Origin of the sequence: Methylophilus sp. Leaf408 (genome assembly GCF_916856905.1) — a bacterium.
Lineage (GTDB): Bacteria > Pseudomonadota > Gammaproteobacteria > Burkholderiales > Methylophilaceae > Methylophilus.
In genome coordinates, this window is record NZ_CAKASK010000001.1 from 693,191 (window position 1) to 719,760 (window position 26,570).

The 26,570-nt window shown below is 43.5% G+C and carries 22 protein-coding genes; 18 read left to right on the forward strand and 4 right to left on the reverse strand.

The window, feature by feature from the left end:
- Positions 1-13: 13 nt before the first annotated feature.
- The 17 genes from LPA26_RS03050 to LPA26_RS03130 all read left to right on the forward strand — a co-directional run bounded on the left by LPA26_RS03050 (position 14) and on the right by LPA26_RS03130 (position 19,299).
- Positions 14-1,414, forward strand: a complete 1,401-nt coding sequence (locus LPA26_RS03050; RefSeq protein WP_229007290.1) for an O-antigen ligase — start codon at positions 14-16, stop codon at positions 1,412-1,414.
- Positions 1,407-1,961 (forward strand): serine acetyltransferase, encoded by a 555-nt coding sequence (locus tag LPA26_RS03055; RefSeq protein ID WP_055871843.1) that lies wholly within the window; start codon positions 1,407-1,409, stop codon positions 1,959-1,961. Before LPA26_RS03050 ends, LPA26_RS03055 begins: the two co-directional genes overlap by 8 nt.
- Positions 1,958-2,962 (forward strand): acyltransferase family protein, encoded by a 1,005-nt coding sequence (locus tag LPA26_RS03060; protein WP_229007292.1) that lies wholly within the window; start codon positions 1,958-1,960, stop codon positions 2,960-2,962. Before LPA26_RS03055 ends, LPA26_RS03060 begins: the two co-directional genes overlap by 4 nt.
- Positions 2,963-2,981: 19 nt before the next feature.
- The gene (locus LPA26_RS03065; RefSeq protein WP_229007293.1) at positions 2,982-3,941 is read left to right on the forward strand and encodes an NAD(P)-dependent oxidoreductase; all 960 of its coding nucleotides are present in this window, start codon (positions 2,982-2,984) and stop codon (positions 3,939-3,941) included.
- A 5-nt stretch (positions 3,942-3,946) separates the two neighbouring features.
- Positions 3,947-5,164 carry a glycosyltransferase family 4 protein gene (locus LPA26_RS03070; protein WP_229007294.1) on the forward strand — a complete coding sequence of 406 codons (1,218 nt, stop codon included), beginning with the start codon at positions 3,947-3,949 and terminating at the stop codon, positions 5,162-5,164.
- A 1-nt stretch (position 5,165) separates the two neighbouring features.
- On the forward strand, positions 5,166-6,815 hold the full coding sequence (locus LPA26_RS03075) for a GMC oxidoreductase (protein ID WP_229007295.1): 1,650 nt from the start codon (positions 5,166-5,168) through the stop codon (positions 6,813-6,815).
- A 30-nt stretch (positions 6,816-6,845) separates the two neighbouring features.
- Complete coding sequence (locus LPA26_RS03080; RefSeq protein WP_229007297.1) at positions 6,846-8,261, forward strand: Atrophin-1 multi-domain protein; 1,416 nt, start codon at positions 6,846-6,848, stop codon at positions 8,259-8,261.
- A 403-nt stretch (positions 8,262-8,664) separates the two neighbouring features.
- The gene (locus LPA26_RS03085; protein WP_229007298.1) at positions 8,665-9,858 is read left to right on the forward strand and encodes a glycosyltransferase; all 1,194 of its coding nucleotides are present in this window, start codon (positions 8,665-8,667) and stop codon (positions 9,856-9,858) included.
- Between the two features lie 84 nt (positions 9,859-9,942).
- Complete coding sequence (locus LPA26_RS03090) at positions 9,943-10,719, forward strand: WecB/TagA/CpsF family glycosyltransferase (RefSeq protein WP_229007299.1); 777 nt, start codon at positions 9,943-9,945, stop codon at positions 10,717-10,719.
- 97 nt (positions 10,720-10,816) lie between these two features.
- Complete coding sequence (gene galE, locus LPA26_RS03095) at positions 10,817-11,791, forward strand: UDP-glucose 4-epimerase GalE (RefSeq protein ID WP_229007300.1); 975 nt, start codon at positions 10,817-10,819, stop codon at positions 11,789-11,791.
- A gap of 27 nt (positions 11,792-11,818) precedes the next feature.
- Positions 11,819-13,231 carry a mannose-1-phosphate guanylyltransferase/mannose-6-phosphate isomerase gene (locus tag LPA26_RS03100; protein ID WP_229007302.1) on the forward strand — a complete coding sequence of 471 codons (1,413 nt, stop codon included), beginning with the start codon at positions 11,819-11,821 and terminating at the stop codon, positions 13,229-13,231.
- Complete coding sequence (locus LPA26_RS03105; RefSeq protein ID WP_229007304.1) at positions 13,218-14,666, forward strand: phosphomannomutase; 1,449 nt, start codon at positions 13,218-13,220, stop codon at positions 14,664-14,666. Before LPA26_RS03100 ends, LPA26_RS03105 begins: the two co-directional genes overlap by 14 nt.
- A gap of 122 nt (positions 14,667-14,788) precedes the next feature.
- On the forward strand, positions 14,789-15,844 hold the full coding sequence (gene rfbB, locus LPA26_RS03110; RefSeq protein ID WP_229007305.1) for a dTDP-glucose 4,6-dehydratase: 1,056 nt from the start codon (positions 14,789-14,791) through the stop codon (positions 15,842-15,844).
- Positions 15,841-16,728: a dTDP-4-dehydrorhamnose reductase gene (rfbD, locus tag LPA26_RS03115; protein WP_229007306.1), complete on the forward strand. Its 888-nt coding sequence runs from the start codon at positions 15,841-15,843 to the stop codon at positions 16,726-16,728. Before rfbB ends, rfbD begins: the two co-directional genes overlap by 4 nt.
- Positions 16,729-16,736: 8 nt before the next feature.
- Positions 16,737-17,624: a glucose-1-phosphate thymidylyltransferase RfbA gene (rfbA, locus tag LPA26_RS03120; protein ID WP_229007307.1), complete on the forward strand. Its 888-nt coding sequence runs from the start codon at positions 16,737-16,739 to the stop codon at positions 17,622-17,624.
- Complete coding sequence (gene rfbC, locus LPA26_RS03125) at positions 17,624-18,166, forward strand: dTDP-4-dehydrorhamnose 3,5-epimerase (RefSeq protein ID WP_229007308.1); 543 nt, start codon at positions 17,624-17,626, stop codon at positions 18,164-18,166. Before rfbA ends, rfbC begins: the two co-directional genes overlap by 1 nt.
- A gap of 611 nt (positions 18,167-18,777) precedes the next feature.
- On the forward strand, positions 18,778-19,299 hold the full coding sequence (locus LPA26_RS03130; protein ID WP_055871882.1) for an FxDxF family PEP-CTERM protein: 522 nt from the start codon (positions 18,778-18,780) through the stop codon (positions 19,297-19,299).
- 63 nt (positions 19,300-19,362) lie between these two features.
- On the opposite strand, the gene dapC is transcribed toward LPA26_RS03130, so the two are convergent.
- On the reverse strand, positions 19,363-20,553 hold the full coding sequence (gene dapC / locus LPA26_RS03135; RefSeq protein WP_229007309.1) for a succinyldiaminopimelate transaminase: 1,191 nt from the start codon (positions 20,551-20,553) through the stop codon (positions 19,363-19,365).
- A 15-nt stretch (positions 20,554-20,568) separates the two neighbouring features.
- Between dapC and LPA26_RS03140 the strand changes: the two genes are divergently transcribed.
- Positions 20,569-21,471, forward strand: coding sequence for a DMT family transporter (locus LPA26_RS03140; RefSeq protein WP_229007310.1), 903 nt, complete (start codon positions 20,569-20,571; stop codon positions 21,469-21,471).
- Between the two features lie 31 nt (positions 21,472-21,502).
- Here the strand turns inward: LPA26_RS03140 and LPA26_RS03145 are convergent, their stop codons facing one another.
- From LPA26_RS03145 to LPA26_RS03155, 3 genes are read right to left on the reverse strand one after another with little or no spacing between them, the layout of a single operon-like run.
- A complete protein-coding gene (locus LPA26_RS03145; RefSeq protein WP_229007312.1) occupies positions 21,503-23,275 on the reverse strand; it encodes a tetratricopeptide repeat protein in 1,773 nt (590 codons plus the stop codon).
- The gene (mnmC, locus tag LPA26_RS03150; RefSeq protein ID WP_229007313.1) at positions 23,272-25,227 is read right to left on the reverse strand and encodes a bifunctional tRNA (5-methylaminomethyl-2-thiouridine)(34)-methyltransferase MnmD/FAD-dependent 5-carboxymethylaminomethyl-2-thiouridine(34) oxidoreductase MnmC; all 1,956 of its coding nucleotides are present in this window, start codon (positions 25,225-25,227) and stop codon (positions 23,272-23,274) included. The genes LPA26_RS03145 and mnmC overlap by 4 nt, the downstream gene beginning before the upstream one ends.
- A 33-nt stretch (positions 25,228-25,260) precedes the next feature.
- Positions 25,261-26,565 (reverse strand): cyclopropane-fatty-acyl-phospholipid synthase family protein, encoded by a 1,305-nt coding sequence (locus LPA26_RS03155; RefSeq protein WP_229008320.1) that lies wholly within the window; start codon positions 26,563-26,565, stop codon positions 25,261-25,263.
- Positions 26,566-26,570 lie beyond the last annotated feature (5 nt).

The window sequence follows — 26,570 nt, forward strand, 5'->3', positions numbered from 1 at the left end:
AATTTGGTTAAAAATGACAAGCAAATCTAAAGTAGCACTTTTTCTTTTCGCATCTATTGCAGCCATTTTTTTTGGACTAGCATCATTAATGATGCTAAATTTAGCTGGCCAGCATTACAACTATTTATTATCGCTTCCGTTGTTTTTCGTTATTGCGATTCTATTTTTTCTTGATCGTCAGTTATTTTTTCTATTAATAATATTAACCAGAGCGTCTTTAGATGCCCCCCTTGACTCAATCAAGCTTGGAACTTTTGGCCTTGGAGCAGTGTTAAATGCATTAGTCATTATCATCGCTTTTTTAGCTATACTTGAAAAGAAACCAAAGTTAACCAATGACTTAGATTGGGTAAAAAAGTCGTGGGCTATTTTCTTAATATTAAGTTTCATCTCATTATTCTATGCACCAAAGCTTTTACCTAGCGTAAAGGTTTTTCTACTTTACGTTTCTTACTCTTCCATGCTCTACTTGGGCTTATACCTAGTTAAATCCGAAAATGATTTTGGTAAATGGATGAAAGCAATCTTTTACTCTTCCGTAATACCAGTTACTTATGGTTTGTATTGTTTGGCATTTGGAGGTCAAGGGGGATTAAGGTTAAGTGTGGAAGAAGGCTTAAGATTACAAAGTACTTTTAATCACCCCAACTCTTTTTCTTTTTATTTGGTTTTGATTATTACAATTACATTTTATATTTATAAAACTAAACCAAGTTACTTCAACACTACAGTTCTTAAAGTACTACCGATTTACATAATCACGCTTTTAGGTCTGTTACTAATGACTAAAACACGTGCGGCTTGGGCAGCATGCGGACTTTTTTTCCTTTTATATGGCTTGATTTTTGAACGGAAATTTTTAATTGTCTTATTTTTTGCTTCTTTTCTAGCTTTATTGATTCCAGATGTTCAGCATAGATTACTTGACTTGCAACAAGGCACTAATTGGGGCGCAACAGGTTACGAACGTCTAAACTCTTATGCATGGCGAATTAAATACTGGACAGATGCTCTACACTGGATGTCGGTAAAGCACTATATCCAGGGATATGGTCTTCATAGTTTCACGCATTTTTCAACGTCATTTGGCATGGGTAATGCCCATCATTTACAAACCGTTGAAATTAATGCTCATAGCGTTTACGTATTACTATTCTTTGAGTTGGGGATACTTGGGTTATTAGCATTTCTATTTATTATCTTTTCACACTTAAAGGCGTTAATAAAAATTTATTCTTATAATAAATTTTTGGTATTTACAGTAATTGTTGTTCTTGTCGAGTTTTTGTTCGAGTGTTACTCAGACAATATGCTTGATTACTTAAATTTTGATTGGTACTTATGGTTTTTGATTGGATTGACATTAAGCTATGTGAATCTTTCTAAAAACTCCAGTAAATATAAAAATGTTTAATTTTGTTCATGATGCTGATTACAAACAGGATTTAGCCCAGTATCCTAAAAGAGCGTTTTTGAAGGAGCAATCTATATGGGCTGTTGCTGTTTATCGATGGGGTAGGCGAATTAATTCGCAAAAGCCAGGGTTATATAAAAAATTCTGCACTACAATTTATTGGCCTATATTCCGTTTAATAGAGACAATTACCGGTATCAGTTTGCCAAAAGACGTTGAAATTGGTGGCGGTTTACGTATCTGGCATTTCGGTAATATTTTTGTCAATTCTGGGGCAAAAATCGGTAAAAACTGCACGCTACGACAGGGAGTGACCATTGGTAATCGCCATGAAAATGGGCCGTTGCCAATCATTGGGGATAATGTTGATTTCGGTGCTTATGCCCAAGTCTTGGGAGGTGTCAGGATCGGTAATAACGCGAAAATAGCTGCAATGTCTGTAGTCCTACATGATGTTGAAGATAACGTGACAGTTGCAGGCATTCCTGCAAAACCAGTTCGAGTTAATCAAGCAAGTTATATTGATCAAAATATATACCAAAAATGAAGAATACCTTAAGACAAAACTCGATTGATGTTTATAAAGGCATACTTATTTCTTTGATGGTGATAGGACATGCGGCACAAGAAAATACTTTTCTGTTCAATTTTATTTATAACTTTCACATGCCAAGCCTGGCGATATTGAGTGGTTTTTTATGGAGCTCAAAACACGCTACAACGACATTTCCCATTTTTCTTATTCAGCGTTTTAAAAGAATTATTTTGCCAGCATTTATAATGGGACTTATATGTTCTATACCGTTTTTGCTAAAGCTGGTTAAAGGAAATATCGAAATACATGAATTTTCTATAAAGGTAATTGGCACTTTTACTGGAAACTCTTCAGTTAAATATAATTTTAATTGCTCTCCGCTCTGGTATTTATATGCATTATTTTTTGCTGAACTAATGTTTTTTTATGTCACACGTTTATCCAAGGTTCTAGTGGCTCTGGTAACCCTCTTAATTATTTGCTTTTATACGCAATTTAAAATATCCGAAGTCCCTTTTTATACTGTTGGTTTGTTTCTGTCTTTCCAATTTATTCCATGGATTTATTTAGGTAAGACCATTTCTAACTATTTAAATAAAGATCTTTCATCATTGTTCAAAAGGGATACTAAAACGTTCGTTTTAGCATTGATTTTGACATTTTCGCTGATTTTAATTCCTTTACTTTCCAATTCTACAATTGTCATGGCCAGAGCAGTTTATGGAGCAAATATCACTGAGTTTACCTTTCATGTATTAATTGCATTGGTTGGTGCGTGGCTGATAATGTTTTATGCAAGACTTTATAAAAAATCGAGTTTCTTTACTTTTATTGGATATAGGACTTTGCCATTTGTGGGATTCAATTATCTTGTCCATGGATACAGCATTCGTTTAGGGTTGGACGCACTATTAACCGGTGTTATTGATCTATTGCTTTTGTTTGCCCTTGTTTATCTTTTGAAAAGCTGGCCTTTGCTTTCCAATAGTATTAATGGGCATGCTATAAAGTGAAAGCTAATCTGGATTTATGATGAAAGTTTTGGTAACAGGTTGTAATGGTTTTATCGGAAAAAAATTAACAAAAGCATTAATTTCTTCAGGATTTCATGTTCTGGGAATCGATCTCACAAGCCAAGATGCTGAGCTTTCAACATCGCCACTTTTCAGTTTTATTTCATTAAATCTAGATGGCGACCCATTACCAGATTTGCTGGGCTTTGATTGTGTTGTTCACCTTGCGATTTCGATGAACCCAAAGAGATCGCAATCTTCAGATGAATTGCTAAATGGTACTTATAGGCTATTGCAAGCCATGGAAAGCGCAAAAGTACCTATCCTGGTCGGGATGAGCAGTATGTCTGTACTTGATTTTGAGTATGTGCAGGAAAACTCGACGATTAATGAAGAGACGCCTAGGTGCACAAACTACGAAATAATGGGTCGATATGCCGCATTAAAGTCTGCCCAGGAGGCTGTTTTTATAAACTACAGCAACCACGCATGGGCAACTGTGGCAATTGTCAGGCCAGGCCTTGTGTATGAAGGTGAGCGCTTGAGTGATGCCTATGCAGGGATTATCAAAAATAAACTCTCAATAATTATTTCTAATAATGGATTTGTACCATTAGTAGAGATTAACTCTTTAATTGAAGGTATCAGTAATGTCATTCAATTAGGGAGAAATCAAAAGAAGGTGTCTTTTATTCATTTTGTAGATGATTATTTACCTACTCAAAGTGACTACCTGAAGTATTTACGTCAACGTGGAGCCATCTCTACCAAAACGATTTCAGTTAATTGGCGGGTTTTCAAGATTTTGATAAACATTATTTTTACTGCTTCAAGACAGTTCAACTTGCATCACAGTCTGCCTGATTTATTAATGCCACAAGCCTTTTCAACACGTCTGAAACCTTTTAAATATAGTAATGCTTATGCAAAAGAGCTTTTGGGTTGGAAACCAAACTGTTTGATTAAAAAGGATTTATAACAAGAATGCGGATTGCTTACTTTACTAGCGTTTATCCTAGGGCAACAGACACTTTTATTCAGCGTGAGGTTGTGCAATTAAGAGCATCAGGGCATGAGGTTTTTACCAGTGCACTGCGCCAGCCGGAAGGAGTTAACAATGTCAGCGAGCTTGTTGTAAGTGAGCGTAAAAACACTTCTTATCTCTTGCCTGCCAACCCTTTGAGATTAATTATTCTCAATTTGAAAATGCTGGGCAAGGTGCCAGCAAAGTATTTAAGTACTTTGAAACTTGCTTTTACTACACGTCGTCCTGGCATAAAGGGAACGCTGTATCAATTGTTTTACTTTCAAGAGGCGTTATTGCTTGCTGAACATTTGCAAAAAAATAATATTCAGCATATGCATAATCACTTCGGGGACAGTAGTGGTAGCGTAGCAATGCTTGCTTCGCAGTTGAGTGGAGTAGGGTATAGCATCACCTTTCATGGACCGCACATATTTTTTGAGCCCACATTATGGGCACTTCGCGAGAAAGTAAAGCACTCAAAATTTATTGTTTGCATCAGCAATTACTGTAAAAGTCAGATGATGCTTTTTTCAGATGTTGAAGATTTGGCCAAATTACAAATAGTACATTGTGGAATAGATTTAAACAGTTACACCATCAATAATGCATCTGAAAACAAAGTAACGGATGTCATAAGGTTGCTTTATGTTGGCCGTCTTGCAGTAGAAAAAGGCGTTCCTGTTTTACTGCGCAGTTTAATTGCATTAAAAAATGAAGGCTACAGGTTCCACTTGACTTTATTGGGCGATGGGCCTGAAAGAGCATCTCTTGAAGCTGATGTAAAAGCACATGAACTGGATGAAATGGTGTATTTTGGCGGTTTTTCCAGCCAGGAAACAGTGAGAAACGCACTGCAAGAAAGTGATGTATTTGTGCTGCCAAGTTTCGCAGAAGGTGTGCCAGTCTCTCTTATGGAGGCCATGGCTTGTGGTGTGCCTGTTATTGCCACTAATGTGGGTGGAGTCACAGAACTAATTGAGCATGGGGTTTCAGGCCTGGTTGTAGCGCCATCGGATGAGATCGCACTCAAAAAGGCAATTTCCAGCTACATTGATAACCCAGAGCTTCGTGAAAATGTTAGGAAATCAGCCAGAAAAGTGGTTGAGACAGACTTTAATTTACAGGCTGAGATAAGCAAGCTGCAACAGTTGATGACGAAGTATCTGGAAGGTTGAAATGATCGGCTATCTTGGCGGCACAGATCAGTCTTTACTCGAAAGTTTCCCTTTATGCATTGTGGGCGCTGGTGCAGCAGGGATTAGTTTGGCAATAAGCCTGTCACGTAAGGGCAAGCGTGTTTTGCTGATCGAGGGAGGGGATTGGAACGAGACAGCAGAAATCGTAGATGCGTATACTGGTAAAGCCTCGCCTCCTCATGCGCAAACAACTGAATACAGATACCAGCGGTTTGGAGGTACGACGCATTTATGGGGAGGCCGGTGCATTCCCTTAGACAAGCATGATTTTGAACAGCGTGGACATGTTCCCAACAGCGGTTGGCCATCTGGTGCATCAGAAATCGCTGATTATTACCCCCAAGCACTTGAGTATTGTGATGCCGGAAATTCAGATTTTACCATTTCAGCTTTTGGGCCTAACGCTAAACCAATATTTTCAGAAGCCCCTGGTTTGGCGCCTGATTTAAACGAATATATTGAGCGTTACAGTTTACCAACTGATTTTGGTCGTAAGTTTCGTGATGAATTAACGAATTCTTCAAATGTATTGGTGTTACTAAATACGCGTTGCATACGATTAAACTGTCTTCCTGAAAAAGCAGACGAGGTCAGTTCTATTACGCTTAATGATGGCGAAAATCAAAAAGTAATCACTGTTCAACAAATTGTTTTGTCCGGCGGCGGTATTGATACTACTCGATTAATGCTTGTAAGCAGACTATGTAATCCAGGATGGGGACACTTGGATGCAAGTTTAGGGAAGTACTACGCGTGCCATTATGATCTGATTTTTGGCTCGCTTCGATTCAAGAACGAAAAACCTATATTTGATTTTCAGAAAACCGTAGAAGGTATATATGCTCGCCGGAAACTACAGTTCTCTGCTTCCTTTCAGGCACAGCACAGCCTACTAAACTCTGCTTTCAGATTACATTTTCCTGCTTATGCTGACCCCAGCCATGGCAGTGGTGTTTTGTCGGCAATCTATTTGGCTAAGTCCGTACTCAAAAGAGAATATCAGACTATTTTAAATCATGGTGTGAACCAATCTACTGGATACGGTCAATCATTCAGACATTTGATAAATGTGATTGCTGATGCTGGATCTGTTAGCAAGTTTGCGTATGACTGGCTATTTAAAATCAAATTGGCAAAACGTAAGATCCCTTACACCTTGATTGCCAATCGCAATGGTACATATCCAATTGAATTTAATAGCGAGCAAGAGCCCCATCCGTCAAATCGAATAGAGCTTTTAGACGAGGTTGATCGTTTTGGTATGCAGCGCGTCAATGTTCATTGGAAATTGACTGATCTTGATATTGACTCCGGTATCAAATCCTTTAATTTGTTAAAACAAGCCTTTGAAAAAACTCAAAATTGTCGATTAGAGTTTGATGCCAAGCAATTGGAACTGGCGGTAAAAGATGCTTTACCCGTTGGCGGGCATCATATAGGGAGTACCCGCATGGGAGATTCCTCTCAAACTAGTGTAGTAGATGTGAATTGCAAAGTGCATGGCATCAAGAACTTGTATATTGCCAGTTCATCTGTTTTTACTACAAATAGTCATGCGAACCCGACACTAACTATTGTTGCAATTGCTTTGAGGCTCTCGGATTATTTATCTTCTGAGGAGCGCAACTAAAAACGGCGATTCTTAATTTAGGAGTAGTAGATGTATTTTTCTAAAAGTATCCCACGCTCAAAACTAATTGTTTTTTGGGTAGGGTTGCTAAGTTTAAGTATAACTGGCGTCTCGGCAAAGGAATTTGGTACATACGCCACCCCATTTTCTGTGAATTCTCTTTGGAATAGCAAGCCAGTTAATCCTAAGTTTAAAGAATTTCAAATACCAACGTCGATTTACTATCCCGCTATTCAGCAAGGTAAATATTCGACAGGCGTTTTTCAAACTAAATCGTCCGATCCTGAAGGCACCATCTACGGATACCCGGACAAAAAGGGAGTCTGGGACCCGGATTCTGAAGTATTCAAGCCGTTCATCAAGATTCCTCATTGGCCATCAGGTGTAGTTCCAGCAGAAGGAAGTGATGGGCATGCTGATGTAGTAGATGAATCCTTGGGAATTATTCATTCCTTTTGGCAGCTGAAATTGATTAATGGAAAGTGGGTCGCGGCTCAATACGCCTGGACAAAGTTAAATGGAACTGGATGGAGTGATCCTGCACATTACTTTCAAGGCGCAAGAGCTGCAGCAGTTCCTTCTAGCGCTGGGATTATTCGACAACATGAAATGGATGATGGTAAAGAGATTTATGAGCATGCGCTAGCTATCTCATTGGCTCATAACGCTTTATCCAAAAATCCCACATATGTATTCCCCGCAACCTCTGCTGACAGTGATGCGGATAAAACGAATAGTGGCGATATTCCTGAGGGTGCACTATTAATGTTACCACCTGACTTTGACATCTCTCGGATAAAAACACCAAAACTTATAAAAGTCGCAAAAACCCTTAAAACCTATGGTGCATATGTTGTTGATCGAAATGTCGGAACGCCGTTTGTCGTCTATGTTGAAAACGGGTCAAATGTATACAGCCTGAAAAAGGCAAATCTTCTATGGGATAGTCAAGCAGCTAGTGAGCTGCATTTGATACGTGAAGGTTTACGGCAAGTTTCTACAGCCGAGGGTTGGTTAAACGGTAATGGAGAACCGTTTACACCTGATAAAAATCTTAATTTGCTCTCTATGCGTGGCCCGTGGCGTCTTGTTTCAGGTAACACCTTAGGAGAGTTTAGTACTGCAGATCAAGCTGTTAATTTCGGCAAAACAGCCAGTCCTGTCGTGCAAGAAAATATATCCGGACGCTCGATGCAGATTGTTAATTGGGCAAAACCAAAACTTGGCGACTCTTATAAATTAACTATTAAAAGCAGTGGCGGTGCAAAATTAACTCTAAAAATCGTCGATAAAACATCAAAGAAAATCGTATTTCAATCTAAAGAACTTGGAAACGGCGAATCTGAAATATTTACTTGGCCCGCTGATGATTTTTCTACGATTTTAACTATTACTAGTGGAGTAGGAGATAGCTCGAGCTTGTCTGCAGAACTTCTTAAGCCTTGATAATAAGATAAATTTTAAGAGCTATACCCAAAAAACGTTAGAAAGATCAGTTAACCGCTAGGATACGTGCAATATTTAATCGTTTATGACTCGAAAGAGTTAGCTGACTTTAAATGGTATTTGAATGATTTTGATTTCACCACCATTGCAATTAGTGGTGTCGGTAATTATCTTCGGTTTCTTGTGACTTATTGGATTGAGTAAGTTTGATTTTGTAAGCGAAGCATTGTGTTTACGGCCATGTTTCATGTATTAAAGTTGATTTTTGCCATTTGCGAATTTTTATTGTTTTTAAGGTTGTACAAAAACTGATTTGTCGTTAATGTTCGATTAGACTATCAGAATTACAAAATGCACTCCCTTAAAGTGCCAGATTCGTATTGCGAATCGTGTTAGGAATTGAATGCTAATCTTCCAGATTTTATACTCCCTGCTGCTTTTAATGATTGCTGTTCCAATTTTGACGTTGTTCATTCAAGTAATAGCGGCTTTACTCATACCCAGCAAAGAAAAAAGTGGATTTCACTCAAATAGTCATTCTGCAAATGTGGTTGCGCTGGTTCCTGCTCATAATGAATCAACCAACATTATTGCTACGATTAACTCTTTAAAATCACAAACTTTGAGTGGACTTAGAATATTAGTCGTAGCTGATAATTGCGATGATGATACTGCAAGCGTTGTTCGTACCCAAGGTGTTGATGTGATTGAACGCTTTGATCAGCAGTTGAGAGGTAAAGGTTATGCACTTGATTTTGGAATTAAATATCTCAGCCAATCAGCACCACCCGATTTTGTAGTGATTGTTGATGCCGATTGCATCGCTGAATCTGATGCTTTAGAACGCTTGGTAGCTCAATCCATAGCGACTAATCGTCCTTCTCAAGCAGCATATCTGATGCTTACGCAAGAAGGGACTTTAATCAAAACGAAAGTTGCCGAGTTTGCATGGATGCTAAAGAACCTGGTGCGCCCACTCGGATATTCTAAATTAGGGCTTCCGTGTCAATTGACGGGCTCTGGGATGTCTTTTCCATGGAGCGTATTATCGAAAGTCAATTTCGCAACAGGGCATATTGTCGAGGATATGAAGTTAGGTTTGGATTTTGCAAGTATGGGGCATGCCCCTGCTTTTTGTCCCCGCTCATCAGTATTTAGCTATTTTCCTGTAAATGATCAAGGCTTGAAAACACAAAGAACGCGTTGGGAACATGGTCATTTGGACATCATTTTTAAAGTTGTTCCCGGACTAGTTACAAAAGCTATCAAGTCGAGAAATTGGAACTTATTAGCGATGGCAATAGATTTGTTAGTTCCACCTTTGTCCTTAATGGCGATGATAATTGTGGCGGTGGTGTTGATAGGGGCAGTAGCTAGTCTATTTACTTTATCAATGGTCGACTTATTCAGCTATGCTTTTTATTTGTTCTGTTTATTCGTTATTACTATCCTGGCCTATTGGGGGGTATTTGGTCGAAAAGTGATAAGCTTGGGTCAATTGTTGAGTATCCCTTTTTATATTCTTTTAAAACTCCCTATATATGCAAAATTTATTTTTAACAGACAATCTGAATGGGTTCGGTCTAAGCGGGATTGATTATAAAAGCGTTTCAGAAAGAAATTAGACACTTGGGTGCTGCTCAGGCGTTGTTCTGCAAAAATTATTAAACATAGGTCTTTTATGTCAAAAACCATTAAAATGTTTGGACTAAACATTGACAGCCTCTCTATGAATGAGGCCGTAGATGTCGTGAGAAGTTGGATCCTTACAGGAGAAAGTGACTGTAAATACGTTGTAACACCTAATGTAGATCATGTGGTACAACTAGAGAAAAATACGGCTTTCAAGAATGCATATTTAAAAGCGTCGATGATTGTTGCGGATGGAAAACCAGTCGTCCTAGCTTCAAAAATACTAGGTAAACCTCTCCCTGAAACTATTCCTGGTAGTGACTTGGTGCCAAATATTTTTGAGCACTTTAATCAGTCAGGTACTCCACTGAAGATTTATTTGCTGGGAGCAATGCCTGGCGTAGGTGAAGTTGCTGCAAAAAATATTAAAGCGCGTTGGCCAAGTGTAGACGTCGTCGGCATACTAAGCCCAGATTTTGGCTTTGAGAAAGATGCAGCTTATTGTGACCGAATTTGTGCATCCATAGCTGCTTCTGAGGCAGATCTTTTGGTGATCGGCTTGGGTGCGCCCAAGCAGGAGTTATGGATCAGCAAATATTCACATCAGATTCCTGTAAAAGTCGCATTATGTGTGGGAGCCACCATTGATTTTCTTGCTGGCAATAAACCGCGAGCTCCAATATGGATGAGAAGCATGGGCATTGAATGGCTACACCGAATGCTTTCTGAGCCAAAAAGACTGGTTAAAAGATATGCTATTGGGGCGATTGTATTCCCACAAATTTTCTTGAAGGAGTGGTGGAGAACTAAGGTTAATCCTTCATGAGCTTGTTCTGAGCCATCTACGCTCAATCAAAGCTTAACTAAACAGGCTTGGATTATGCTGTGAATTTGCAAAATCGTTTTTAAACCGGAATATTTTTATGCGTGTATTGGTTGTTGGCGGGGCTGGGTATATTGGCTCACATATGGTTAAGAGTTTGCTTGGCGCCGGTTACGATGTCATTACCTTTGACAATTTATCAAGCGGGCATAGAAATGCTGTGCTGGGTGGCGCTTTCGTTGAAGGCGACTTGGCTGATACCGAATGCCTTGAGCAAGTTTTTAAAGAATACCAGCCGGAAGCAGTGATGCATTTTGCTTCTTATATCCAGGTAGGGGAATCGGTACGTAAACCGGATATTTATTACCGCAACAACGTCACAAATACACTTAATTTATTGGATACCATGCGCGAGCATGGTGTTAATAAATTCATATTCTCATCAACCGCAGCTGTGTTCGGTGAACCTGATTATGTTCCTATCAATGAAGCACATCCTAATAGACCTTTAAACCCTTATGGACGGTCAAAATGGATGATAGAACAGGTATTGGCTGACTACGATAAAGCATTTGATTTTAAATCAGTTTGTTTGCGCTATTTCAATGCCGCCGGCGCTGATCCGGATGGACAGTTGGGCGAGCGGCACGAGCCGGAAACGCACCTGATTCCGTTAATCCTCCAGGCAGCTTCTGGAAAACGGGAAAGTATTCAGGTTTTTGGCCGCGATTATGATACGCCCGATGGCACGTGCATTCGTGACTATATCCACATAGTGGATTTGTGTTCAGCGCATTTGGCCGCATTGGAATACCTTAATGGTGGAGGCAGCAGTGATAGCTTCAATTTAGGTAACGGCTCTGGCTTCTCGGTGCAGGAGGTGCTTGATGCTGTGCAAAAGGTCTCTGGTAAAACTGTCACTGTCATTGATGGAGAACGCAGGGAAGGTGATCCTGCGAGGCTGGTGGCAGACGCTAGCCGCGCCAGAAGCACATTAGGCTGGAAACCTGTTTTTACTGATTTAGAAACAATTGTCCTGCATGCATGGCAATGGGAACTCAAACAGTCAAATTAACAAATTCAAAGTAAAAAAGGCAAGTAGATGAAAATTGTTCCAGTGATTCTTTCCGGTGGTTCTGGCACGCGTTTGTGGCCATTGTCTCGTGCAGTTTTGCCCAAACAATTATTGCCATTGGTGACTGAAAACACCATGCTTCAGGATACCTTGTTAAGGCTTTCCAGTTGGACTGAAATAGCGCCGCCGATAGTCGTTTGTGGCAACGATCATCGTTTCCTGGTGGCTGAGCAGTTGCGGCTTATCAACCTAAGCCCAGAAGCTATTCTACTTGAACCTGTAGCGCGTAACACAGCGCCAGCGATTGCCGCCGCGGCGATTGCGCTTCAAGAGAAAGATGTTCTGATGCTGGTATTACCTGCTGATCATGTCATTACCAATGTAGCCGCTTTTGAAGCTGCCGTGAAGCGGGCCAGCGTAGCTGCTGAACAGGGCAAATTGGTGACATTCGGGATTGAACCCACCCATCCAGAGACCGGCTACGGTTACATTCAGTCTGACAGTGCCTCAAAGTTTGCCGACAATTGTTATGAAGTTGCGCGCTTTGTAGAAAAACCGGATGCTGCAACTGCGCAAGAATATCTGGATGCCGGTAATTTTTATTGGAACAGCGGGATGTTTTTGTTTAAGCCTTCTGTGTTTTTGGCAGAGCTTGAGCAGTTTGCGCCAGATATGGTGAGCGCGGTTTCTAAAGCGGTCGAGCAAAGCTATAAAGACTTGGATTTTGTGCGATTGCATGAGGCTTCGTTTGCAGAATCTCCTTCAGATTCGATTGATTATGCGGTGATGGAAAAAACGAAACTTGCGGCGATTGTGCCGGCAAATATCGGCTGGAATGACGTCGGCTCCTGGACTGCATTAAAAGAAGTACAGCCGAATGACACCGATGGTAATGCGGCACGTGGCGATGTGTACCTGAAGGATGTGAAGAATACGCTGATCCGCGCTGAAGGCCGTTTTGTTGCTGTGGTGGGCGTAGAAGATTTGTTGATTGTGGAAACGGGTGATGCGGTGTTAGTGGCTCACCGTGATCGTGCCCAGGATGTTAAAGGCATTGTTGACCATTTAAAAGCCAGTGGCCGTTCTGAACACAAAATGCATCCACGTGTTTATCGCCCATGGGGTTGGTACGAAGGTATTGATATTGGCGAACGCTTCCAGGTGAAGCGTATTATGGTGAAACCAGGCGAAAAACTGTCGCTGCAAATGCATCATCATCGCGCTGAGCATTGGGTGGTTGTGAGTGGTTCAGCAATGATTACAGTGGATAACGTCACCAAACTCTATACTGAAAATGAGTCTACATATATTCCGATTGGTTCGACTCACCGTTTGGAAAACCCGGGTAAACTGCCTTTACATTTGATTGAGGTGCAGTCAGGCAGCTATCTGGGCGAAGATGACATTGTGCGCTACGAAGATACCTATGGCCGTAGTTAAAGTGGCCGATATGTCGGTATTGCAAACTGTAATGCAGCAGAGTGGGGTGGCATTTGGCACCAGTGGTGCGCGTGGCCTAGTAGTTGCCATGACAGATGAAGTTTGTGCTGCTTACACACAAGCTTTTGTAAAAACAGTCGAAGGTTCGTTTGCCATTAAACAGGTAGCCATTGCTGTAGATTTACGGCCAAGCAGCCCGTGCATTGCGGAAGCATGCGCAAAGATGTTGCGTCAGCTTGGGTTAGACGTCGTTTTTTGTGGTGCGATCCCCACGCCTGCCTTGGCTTTGTTTGCTCAAACACGCAGTATTCCGGGGATCATGGTCACAGGTAGCCATATCCCTTTTGACCGTAACGGGCTCAAGTTTTATCGCCCGGATGGTGAAATCACTAAATCTGATGAAGCTTCCATGTTGGCTTGTGAACTACAGGCACTATCCGAAACTGACACGAGTCTGCCAGCAGAAGACCCTCATGCCAGAGCCGAGTACATTCAACGTTACAAAGATTTATTGGGTGATCAGGCACTGACAGGATTAAAGCTGGCAATCTACCAGCACTCTAGCGTTGCGCGCGATGTATTGCATAACCTGTTAAGTGATTTAGGCGCAGAAGTTGTTTGCCTGGAGCGGTCAGACATCTTTGTGCCGATTGATACTGAGGCCGTATCACCGGAAGATACACAGCGTGGCCTGGATTGGGCAGCGCAGTACCAGGTAGATGCGATTATTTCTACTGATGGTGATGGTGATCGGCCATTAATCAGTGATGAACAAGGCAACTGGTTGCGCGGAGATATTGTTGGTTTATTAACAGCCAAGGCATTGCAAATCACACATTTAGCTGTGCCGGTGAGCTGTAATACCGCAATTGAAGCAAGTGGATTTTTCCAGAAAGTAGCGCGTACACGCATTGGGTCACCGTTTGTGATTGAAGGTATGCAAGCATTGCAAAAAGAAGGTGCAGCCAGTGTGGCAGGGTTTGAGGCCAATGGCGGATTTTTGTTAGGCAGCCATATACCTCAATCCCCTTCATTACAACCATTACCTACACGCGATGCAGTATTGCCTGTTGTGACTTTACTGGCGCAGGTAAAAGCACAAGGCAAGCCGATATCACAAATGGTGGCTGCCTTGCCTCAGCGATTTACAACCAGTGACCGCCTGCAAAATTTCCCTACGGAAAAAAGTAAGGCACTGCTGTCTGGCTGGACTAACAATCCCGCAAATATGTTGGAATCGCTGAAGATTAAAGAGCAAGTGTCTAAAATAGATACCACCGATGGTTTGAGGGTAACGTTGCAATCCGGGAGCGTGGTGCATTTACGGCCATCCGGCAATGCGCCTGAGTTCAGATGTTATGTTGAAGAAACCAGTCAGTTGGCAGCGCAATCATTGCTGGCTAGCGTCATGGGGCAGCTTAAGCAGTTTGCATAATCCAGGTTTTCAAATCTGATCAGATTGGCAGTTAACATTCATACTAAAATTGTCGTCATCGCAAAAACGTTCTAATATGCCTTTTTGGTATCTGAACACTTAAAAAAAAGGTTATTGATTACATGATTTTTGTTACTGGCGGCGCCGGGTTTATCGGCAGCAATTTCGTATTGGACTGGCTGGAGCAATCCGATGAGCCTGTGTTGAATCTGGATAAACTTACTTACGCAGGCAACCTGGATAACCTGACATCGCTTAACAATGATCAACGCCATATTTTTGTCAAAGGCGATATTGGCGACTTTGAATTAGTCAGAAGATTACTGGCTGAATACAAACCAAGAGCAATCTTGAATTTTGCGGCTGAGTCACATGTAGATCGCTCGATCCTTGGTCCGGAAGATTTTATTCAAACCAATGTGGTCGGCACTTTCCATTTGCTGGAGGCGGTACGTGCTTACTGGACCGCGCTGGAAGGCGATGCAAAAGCTGACTTCAGGTTTTTGCATGTGTCTACAGACGAAGTGTATGGTTCTTTAGAGAAAGAGGATCCCCCTTTCAATGAGCAGAATCGTTATGAACCGAATAGTCCTTATTCCGCTTCCAAAGCTGCTTCTGATCATTTAGTGCGCGCCTACCACCATACCTATGGTTTACCTGTGCTAACGACCAATTGCTCAAACAATTATGGTCCTTATCATTTCCCCGAAAAACTAATCCCGCTGGTTATTCATAATGCGCTCAATGGCAAACCACTTCCTATCTATGGCGATGGCCAGCAAATTCGTGACTGGTTGTTTGTGAAAGATCACTGTACTGCTATTCGCAGGGTCTTAGTTGAGGGGGAATTGGGAGAGACTTACAACGTCGGTGGATGGAACGAGAAACCCAATATAGAAGTGGTAAGTACTATCTGTGCAATATTAGATGAACTGAAGCCAATGGCAGATGGGCGCTCTTATAAAAACCAGATTACCTACGTAAAAGACCGTCCAGGTCATGATAGACGCTATGCAATTGATGCCACAAAACTGGAAAAAGAATTAGGGTGGAAACCAGCCGAGACATTTGAAAGCGGCATCCGGAAAACGGTACAGTGGTATCTGGATAATCAAGTCTGGGTAGAAAACATCACCAGCGGTCAATACCGGCAATGGGTGGAGAAGCAGTATCAATGAAATTACTTTTAACCGGATGCAACGGACAATTAGGCTTTGAGTTGCAACGCAGCTTGGCGCCGCTGGCTGAGGTGATCGCCATTGGCAGGGATGATTGTGATTTATCCGATGAGTCCGCATTACGCTCGCTTATCCGGGAGATTACACCTGACGGGATTATTAACCCGGCTGCTTATACCGCGGTGGATAAAGCTGAATCAGACCCCGGATCAGCCAGGAAAATAAACTGCGATGCACCCAGAATCATGGGTGAAGAAGCATCAGCGTGTGGCGCTTTTGTTTTTCACTATTCGACTGATTATGTATTTGAAGGGGTGGGCAAGCAGTTTTATAAAGAAACTGATGCGACCAACCCGCAAAATGTATATGGGCAAACCAAACTCGCCGGTGAGCGGGCTTTACTTTCTGCTTGCAAGCGTAGTTTGATCATGAGAACAAGCTGGGTGGTCGGCGCACATGGTGCGAATTTTGCAAAAACCATGCTAAAACTTGCCAGTGAGCGTGATGCGCTGAGCGTGGTTGCTGATCAGTTTGGCGCACCGACCTCAGCGGCGCTGCTGGCTGATATTACTGCGCAGTTGATAGGTCGTATCAAACATCAGGTTGATGAAACATTCCCTTATGGTTTGTATCATGTCGTCGCTGCCGGCGTGACTAACTGGCATGAATATGCCAGGTTTGTCATTGCAGAAGCAATCAAAGCAGGTAAGGCAATGAAAGTATCGGCAGATATGGTGAAACCAATCACCACTTCAGATTACCCGGTACCGGCTAAACGTCCGGCGAACTCCAGGCTAGATACGACATTGTTCCAAGACACATTTGATTTACGCCTGCCTGACTGGAAACAGGGTGTTTCTCATGTGTTGCAGCAAATTTTATAAGGCACATTATGGCAAAAAATAGAAAAGGCATTATTCTGGCAGGAGGATCTGGCACACGCCTGTATCCGGCTACGCAAGCGGTTTCCAAGCAATTGATCCCTGTGTATGACAAACCTATGGTGTATTACCCACTGACTACGCTGATGTTGTCTGGCGTTGAAGATATTCTGCTGATTTCTACGCCTCAAGATACACCCAGGTTTGAGCAGTTACTAGGCGATGGTTCACAGTGGGGCATCAATATTCAATATGCCGTGCAGCCAACACCGGACGGCTTGGCACAGGCCTTTATTATTGGTGAATCATTTATCAGCAACTCGCCAAGCGCGCTAGTCTTGGGCGACAATATTTTTTACGGCCATGATTTGGCGACGACCTTGCAGCAGGCAAATCATTCTGAAAGTGGAGCGACAGTGTTTGCCTACCCAGTCAATGATCCCGAACGTTATGGTGTCGTTGAGTTTGATGGGCAGGGTAAAGCCATCAGCCTGGAAGAAAAACCGACCCAACCTAAATCCCGTTATGCGGTGACCGGTTTGTATTTTTACGATAATAAGGTCTGTGATATTGCGGCAAACTTGAAGCCTTCTCCAAGAGGCGAGTTGGAAATCACCGATGTGAACAAGCATTATCTTGCCCAGCAGCAACTGAATGTTGAGGTAATGGGCCGTGGACACGCCTGGCTGGATACCGGCACGCATGAATCTTTGCTGGAGGCTTCGCTGTTTATCCAGACCATTGAAAATCGCCAGGGCCTGAAAATTGCCTGTCCTGAAGAAATCGCCTATCGCATGGGATACATCACCTCTGAGATGTTATTAAAACAAGCTGAAATTTATAAGAAAAATAGCTACGGCCAATATTTAATGCAAGTTGTGAACGAGAAGGTGTTTTAGTGATTGCGTATCAAACAGCGATTCCTGATGTTTTGGTTTTTCAACCCAAGGTATTTGGCGACGACAGAGGCTTCTTTTTTGAAAGCTTCAATGAGAATATATTTGCTGAAACTACCGGGCTTCGCCCTCGTTTTGTACAGGACAATCACTCTAAATCAGCAAAAAATGTATTAAGAGGTTTGCATTACCAGATTAAACAACCTCAGGGAAAACTGGTTCGAGTGACCCAGGGTGCGGTGTTTGATGTTGCTGTAGATCTGCGTTTACAGTCACCCACTTTTGGAAAATGGGTAGGAGAGGTTTTGAGTGATGAAAATAAAAAAATGCTTTGGGTTCCTGAAGGATTTGCTCACGGATTTCTGGTGCTTTCAGAATCAGCCGAGTTTTTATACAAAACTACAAACTTTTATGCGCCTGAGCACGAGCGCTGTATTATATGGAATGACCTGACCTTAAATATTGATTGGCCTATTGCCCAACAGCCCTCGTTATCTACAAAAGATGCGCTTGGTCTCAGCTTCGCTGAAGCCGATAAGTTCTAACACAGCCCGTCATAATTCAGTCACAGAATAAATCAACTTAAATCATGCATTTTGCATTTGACAAAAGCCATTGTTAAATGTAATAAAAAATTCACAATAAACCTTTTTTTATGTGTAAAATGCAAATCGTTTAGTGCACTTAAGTGGTGCATGCGCATCAATGGTGCAGCAAACTTGTGATTTTGATGCAATTAATTCAGCACTTAAGCAATCAACCTTGAAAATAATCAAATTAAATCAATAGGTTAAATGCTTTAAAAAGCTGGAACGTTTTTTGCTTTCCTTAACTTTGAAAATAAATAACGCGATAATAATATTTGAATAGCCCGAATGGGTAATGTCGTAAGAGAAAATATTAAGTTATTGTTAGAAAAAGAGGAGAATTATAAGGAAACGCTCAATGGGGCGTATTGTTGGGTGAATGCTGCAGTAATTGGCTGGCAATACCAACAAACCTTTAATCTCCCCGATTTACCTGGATGTCTCAGCTCCACGTAGTAATGTTATTGGTATGAACTTAGTCTGCTTCTGTTTAGTTTGAGTGCTTTAAGTTTGCCTTTTGTAATTAGTTTGTTTTTTAGTTATTTCTTTTAATTTTCTTAAGGATATATATGTTAAATATAAAAAAATCTTTGGCAGTAATGGCCTTTGGGTCTGCAATGTTGTTGCCTATGACTTCTTCTGCGACAGTCACTAACTTTAATGATATTACCGATAGTTCTAATAGTGGTTCTTTCAGTACATGGGTTGTAGCGGGTGCAGTGATTGATGCTGGTGATACATTCAATTTCAGCTTTACTAAAACTTCTGATCTTTCAATCAACATTTCCGAACTATTTGGTCTTAGCATTGGAAACACTTATTTCAGCCTAAAACAAGGTGCGACTGAGATTCAGCAAATCGCACTTGCTCCATTAGCTCTTGTAAGTTCACATACCTATACATTTGATGATCTGACAAGTGGTAGTTACTCTTTGACATTGGTTCCATCGAGCATTTTTACATTGCGTCTTGGTGGTGAAGTGGCTATCTCAGCAGCATCTGTAACCCCAGTTCCAGAGCCAGAGACTAACGCTCTGATGTTCCTGGGCTTGGGCATTATTGGTATGATCGCTCGTAGAAAATTTGCTTAATTCTCACTAGCAATTAAAAAGCCGGATGCACATGCATCCGGCTTTTTTGTTTCCTCGAATAGGTTATTCCAGAAGTCCTTTAATTCTTTGTGCCGCCATGATGGCTTCTTCTGGCGAGGCCACCAAAGCCATACGGATAAAACCTTTTCCAGGATTAAATCCATGAGCCTGGCGGGCCAGGAAAGAGCCTGGTAGCACCGTGACATTCAGTTCCTGATAAAGCTGTCTGGCAACGAAGGTATCATCCTGTTGAGTGTCTACCCATAAGTAGAAGGCCGCATCAGGAAGTTGTGTATTAGGCCATACTTGTTGAAGTATCGGTGTCACTGACTGGAATTTCTCGTTATACAGTTTACGGTTTTCGATCACATGTGCTTCATCATTCCAAGCCACGATACTCGCTGCCTGCACCGCAGGATTCATGGCACATCCATGATACGTACGATACAAAGCAAACTTTTCAATAATAGCAGCATCACCAGCTACAAAGCCTGATCGCATACCTGGGACGTTGGAGCGTTTGGATAGTGAACTGAACATGACGACCCGGCTAAAATCACGTCCTAACTTATACGCTGCTTCCAAAGCGCCTACTGGTGCATTCACTTCATCAAAGTAAATTTCTGAATAGCATTCATCTGAAGCAATTACAAAACCGTACCGATCAGACAACTCGAATAAGGTTTTCCAGGCCTCCAAATCAATCACTTTGCCTGAAGGGTTGCCCGGACTACAGACATACACTAATTGTGTACGCTTGAGAATATCTGCCGGAACCTGTGTCAGGTCCATAACATAATCATTCTCTTGGGTAGTATTGATAAAGTAAGGCATGGCGCCAGCAAGGAAAGCAGCGCCTTCATAAATCTGGTAAAACGGGTTTGGTGAGATCACAACGGGTTGCTGCGGAACGCTGGTGTCAATCACGGCTTGTGCAAAGGCAAACAAAGCTTCACGGCTGCCGTTCACCGGCAAAATGGCTTTATCAATATTGAGAGCGGGGATCTTGTAACGACGTTGCAGCCATTGATTAATAGCTTCGCGCAAGGCGGGTACACCGATTGTGGTAGGATAGCTGGCTAGTCCGCCCAGGTTTGCCCTCAAGGTTTCAATAATGATTTCAGGCGTCGCATGTTTGGGTTCGCCTATAGATAAATTGACAGGCGCAAAGTCTGGATTAGGCGTTAGCCCATCAAACAGGTCACGCAAACGTTGAAAAGGGTAGGGCTGGAGTAAATTTAAATGTCGATTCATAGGGTTGTATTATAAGTGAGCCTTGCGCATAAGCAAAAAGCCCATCAGCAAAAATATTTTGCTTTGGCAGCATTGATCTACGGTGCCATTTCCTGGGGGGTGATCTGGTACCCATATCGATTATTAAATGATAATGGCATCTCTGGCGTGCAATCCAGCTTTTTGAGCTATTGGCTGGCCTTGCTGATAGGAGGAATTATATTCTGGCGCCGCTACCCGCACATTTCCAAAGTACCTAAATTTGCATACTGGCTGAGCCTGGTAGCAGGCTGGACCAATCTTGCTTATGTTCTGGCTGTCATTGATGGTGAAGTCATGCGAGTGATGCTGCTGTTTTACCTCTCGCCTTTATGGACGTTGTTACTGGCGAAAATCTGGCTGCATGAACGTTGGCATAAACCGCAACTATTAGCCATCGCCTTATCGTTGTTAGGGGCTGATTTAATGCTGACAGATGGTCAACTCGCATGGCCGTGGCCGCAATCATCTTCTGATTGGCTGGCATTATCAGCTGGCATTGGCTTTTCGATTACCAACGTCATAACCCGTTTCTCCACTCACCTCACTATCGCAGCCAAAGGCATGCTGGTGTGGTTGGGCGTGTTTGGATTGTCGTTGCTCGTGCTGCTCTGGCAAGATGGTTTTTCCGGCCTCGCTTTTGCCAGCTCATTGACTTCGGGCACTATAGTTTTGATGCTGCTGATAGCATTTATGCTTATTTCCGCAACTTTGCTGGTGCAATATGGCATTACCAAAACACCCGCCATTCAGGCGTCTGTATTATTCATGTTTGAATTGATTGTCGCTGCGGTAGCTGCCTACTTTCTGGCACACGAGAGTATGTCACTGATAGAAATGGTCGGCGGCTTTTGCATCGTCGCTGCAGGCCTGTTGTCTGTGTACTATAGTGAGCAGTGAAGTCAGCGAAAAAAGTAGTGCAAGGTAGTGGTTATGGCAAAAGTTCTCGATAAACTTGTTCTAGCTGGCGACAAAACGTTAAGGGATCAAATAGCACTTGTGCCTGCTGTTTAACCTTTTTCTTCAGCGTCTGCAATGCGGCAGGGTTATTTGCTAAAGTCACTGCCTGTTTTACCAAGTTCTCCCAATCACTACAAACACACTCCTGCAAACCACTACGTTTAAGCAAACTGGCACTCACCCGTGCCGGGAATGTAACTCCTTCCACCGTCAGCAAAGGTACGCCTTGCCACAGCGCATCACTGGCCGTGGTATGGGCATTGTACGGGGTGGTATCCAGCATCAAATCAGCATGTTGCTGCCTGGCAATATGCAGCTCGGCGCTAGTACGCGGCGCGAATACAAGTCGGGCAGGATTGATGCCTGCCAGGTGCGCAGCTTGTTTGAGATTGTTGGTCGCCCATCGATTGCACTCCTGCAACCATAAAACACTTCCAGGGACCTGCTCGAGTATGCGCATCCAGTAAGCAAAAACATCGGCTGTGATTTTAAAGCTTTGGTTAAAGCTGCAAAATACAAAGCCGTGCTCGGGTAAGCCATGCTGGTATCTACTGCCAGCATCAGCCTGTGGTCGCTGTGCATTGTTCGGCTGGTAACAAGATAATTCTATTGGCTGCTCAGCCAAAGAATTACTTTTTACCGTGCTATCGACCAGAATCACATCGAACAAGGGGCGATTATTTACTTTGCCCATTGTGCCAGGGTAACCTAGCCAGTTGATATGACAGCGTGCCGGACGATAGGCGGCCACGCCGCTGCGACTGTTTTGGGTGAATCCGGTCAAGTCTATCAGGCAATCAATATCTGCAGCCCGCATATGGGCAGCCACTTGCGCGTCAGTCAGCGTAGCAATCTCAATCCAGTGATCCGCAGCCGCAATAAATGCGTTTCTTTCAACCGATTGATCATCTTTAGCCTGGCTATACAAGCTCACTTCAAAATGTTCGCGATTATGCGTGGCAATCACATCGGTGACCAGATATGCCAGCGGGTGTTTGCGAAAATCGGAGGAAATATAAGCTAGCCTTATTTTGCGACGGTCAGGTGCGGGAGAGGGGGCTGGTAATGGCTGTATGGATCCATAGTGCTGTTGAGCCCATGAGCTGGCGCATAGCAGTTGCTCCGCATCGCTAGTGCCTGGCATGGCGAGGAACGCAAATGGAGGAATTTGTGCATTTGGTTGCTGCTTTAGTGCTGCGCGGACTTCGTTAATGGCATCGTCAAGGCCTTGCCAGTCCGCCATGTGTTGTTTCTGGTGTATCCAGTGTACTTTGGCATGTAGCAACTGTGGATTGCATTTAAGCGCCTGCTCATAGGCCTTGATTGCTAAATCCAGTTGCCCGGTTTCGCGATAGGCATTACCCAGATTGTTTTGGATATCAGCATCGGCTGGATTGATTAACAATGCTTGCTGATAATGCTGAATGGCTTCCGGATTTTGCCCAAGTTTACGCAGGCTGTTGGCCAAATTAAAGTGAACATCTGCCTGTTGAGGATCTTGTTGTAAAGATTTTCTGAAAGCCTCCGCTGCGCGCAGTTCATCACCTTGCCGGCTGGCAACATTGCCTAACTGCATTAAGATTTGCGGATGATCAGGCGCCAGGCGCAATGCTGCAGAAAAGCATTTCTGGGCCAGGTCTAATTGATTTTGCGCCAGGTAGCATCGCCCAAGCTCGTAATGCAGGCCCGGGTCATGTGGCATCTTGACAAGCTGCTGCTGCAAATTGGCTATTTCCGGCGTCATCCTGTCACCTTAAATGGCTTTAATAGTTTTTTCCAGCCCAGTTGTTTGAACAGAAGTCGCTGTGGATGCAGGCCGTTCCAGAAGCTATCCTCGGTCAACTGCGGCAGGACTATTGAAAAATCCTTTAACAGCCTTCTGGCCAACACAGCGGCGCAATAAGGTGCAGTCATCAAGCCTTTGCTGCCATGTGCGATATGTATATATAAACCTTGTGGCGCGGGCAAGTCTTCATAATCGGTAATGCTGATAGAGGTTGGCTTGAGGTTGTCTGTAGGAAGTAATGGCCCGACATAAGGTAAATAGTCGGGGGAGCCGCAGCGCATTGAAGCCCTGGCATAAGTAATTTCTGCTGAAGAAACTGCATTAAATTGCGGACTTAAGTGACTGACCATATTGAGGTTACTTGCATTATCTGCATCCCTTACATCAGTATCTAAATCGCCATGCGCGAAAGTGGCACCCATGGCGTGCATGCCGTCCTGCAACGGTGTCAGGTAACCAATGCCGCACAGTATCATTTTTAAATCTTGCATGGCAGATTGTCCGGCAATCATCCCCATTTGCCCGCGCACCGGGTTTAGCCACATGCTGCTGTCTGGTAATAATTCGGCAGCATTTGCTGCGTTAGCTACAATCACTGCATCGAATCCCTGGTGCAAATCAGTACTGGATTGTAATTGCCAGCCGTCCTGTTTGGATAATGCAATGACATTCTGCTGCAGATGCACATGAATATTCACATGCTTAAGCATGGCAATACACGCTTCGCGAGGATTCACCCAGGCCGCGTCGGCAAAATACAAGCAATCTGATGTCAGAGGCACGCCTGCGAGCTCAGTGGCTTGAGCTGCATCCACGTGCTGCAATAGTCCCAAATGGGCATAACGTGCTGCGACTTTATGTACGCGCTTCTGTTCGCGCGCAGCACCACCTAATTGCAATAAGCCATTGTGTTTGAAAGCATCTTCAGCCAAGCCCAAATTGGCAAAGTGGCGCAGGCTAAAGCTATAGCTGCGCAAAGCTAATTCATCATTCAGAAGTTCTTCGGTATTTAAGCGTGGATAAAGCATGCCGCGTGGATTACCGGATGCCCCGCTGGCGATGGTTTCGGCACGGTCAAACACGTGTACTTCGCAACCCATAGAGGCTAAAAACCACGCACTACTGCAACCGGCAATTCCGGCACCGATGATGGCAATTTTTGGCATGTCTAACAGAGGTGTAATCGCTTGAGACGGCCACTCACCGCATAACATTTCACGCTTTGCTCCATAACCTGCGGTTTTTTTAGTTTGAAAACCTGCTTCTTGCAACTGGCGACGGACAAAGCCGGCACTGGTAAATGTGGCAAAAGTAGTGCCGGCTTTGGCGCACTTCGCCATACATTCAAACAGGGGCGCCTGCCACATTTCAGGGTTTTTTGAGGGGGCGAAACCATCCAGGAACCAGGCATCTGCTTTTAAATCCAGTTCACCCAACACGCTGGCAGCATCAGCAATGTGTAAGGTAAGGCTGGTCGAAAAATTCGGTAGCTCTAACTGATTAATGCCAGGTTGCAAAAAACGATATTGCTCGCACAAAGCCTGGCTGTACTCGGCCAGTTCAGGAAAGTGTGCATGCGCCTGTTGCAAGTCCTGCAAGGAAAAAGGTGCAATTTCGATACTGACAAAGTGTAAGTGGGCAGAGACAGGCGCTGTTTCGCGCCACAATTGCAAGGTTGCCAGAAAGTTCAGGCCGCTGCCGAAACCAGTTTCAACAATGACAAAGTGACTGGGCTTATCAGCAGGAAGGTTTTGCCAGCGCTGTTGCAAATGATTTTGTTGCAAAAACACATGACGCGTTTCAGCCAGCCCATGTTGCGGATGGTCTGGGCTAACGGAAAAATAGGTATCATCAAACGTGGTGGAGTAGGGCAAACCATCGCGCCATTCCAGTGCTGCATGGGTAGTCATAGGCTGGCAAGTGTATCATGCCTGATTTACCGCTTACACCCGTTTAAGCGCTCGGTAGCCCGGTTTTGCCAGCAATAAATGCACATCGCCCAGCGCGCATTCGGCAAATCCGCCTTCGCAATAACTCAGGTAGAAATCCCACATGCGAATAAAAGTATCGCTATAACCTAACTGTTTCACCTGATCGAGATTGGCAAAGAAGTTCTCGCGCCACAAACGCAGGGTGGTCGCGTAATCCTGGCCAATATCCTGCAGATCTATTAAACGTAAATTACTCGCACGTGTGAGGCTAGTCAACATGGCGGTATTGGAAGGGATATTAGAGCCAGGGAAGATATAACGCTGGATAAAATCCACCGAGCGAATAGCGCTTTTGTAGCGCTGATCCATAATCGTAATAGCTTGAATCAACGCAACCCCGTTTGGTTTCAGCAAATGGCTCACTTTATTGAAATAGGTGTCGTAGTATTGATGACCCACTGCTTCTATCATTTCAATAGACACCAGCTTGTCGTATTGACCTTGCAAGTGACGATAATCCTGCTTGAGTAATACGATTTTATCCTGCAAGCCTTCCGCTAAAACCCGCTCTTTTGCCAACACAAACTGTTGCTGCGATATTGTGGTCGTGGTGACACGGCAACCATAATGTTTGGCGGCATAAATGGCGAATCCTCCCCAGCCAGTGCCTATCTCTATCACATGGTCTGCCGGCGACAGCTGCAATTTGTCACAAATCACTTTTAGCTTGCGTTCAGAACCCGCCTGCAAGAGGCTGATATCCGCACTGGGTCTGTCTTCAGCATCGAACATGGCGGACGAGTACATCATGGTTGGATCCAGAAACAACTTGAATAAATCATTGCCCAGGTCGTAATGCGCGGCTATGTTTTTCTGGCTACCCGCTTCACTATTGCTGTTTAACCAGTGGAAAGCCTTAAGCATCGGTTTACTCAAATACTGGTAACCACCTTCAAGCGTATCCATCACAGACTGATTTAGCACCATCAGTCGCACCACATTGGTTAATGTGTCCGCCTGCCAATAACCGAGCATGTAGGCCTCTCCTGCCCCAATGCTGCCACCAAACGCGATTTCGCCATAAAAACGCGGATCATGGACGGTGATACTGGCCTGGATTGCTTGTACATTGCTTTGGATTGGAAGTTGGCCGAAAACATGGCTTTCGTTACCATCAATAATAGTCAGCTGGCCGACTTTCAGTCCGGCCAACCGTTTGAGCACCTGCTTTTTTGCCAGTTGCGCGACCCATTTGGCACGACTTTTAGATTTTAAGGGTTTGGTCAGCGTGTCAGTGGAAAGGGCGTTTGAAGGCATTGAGT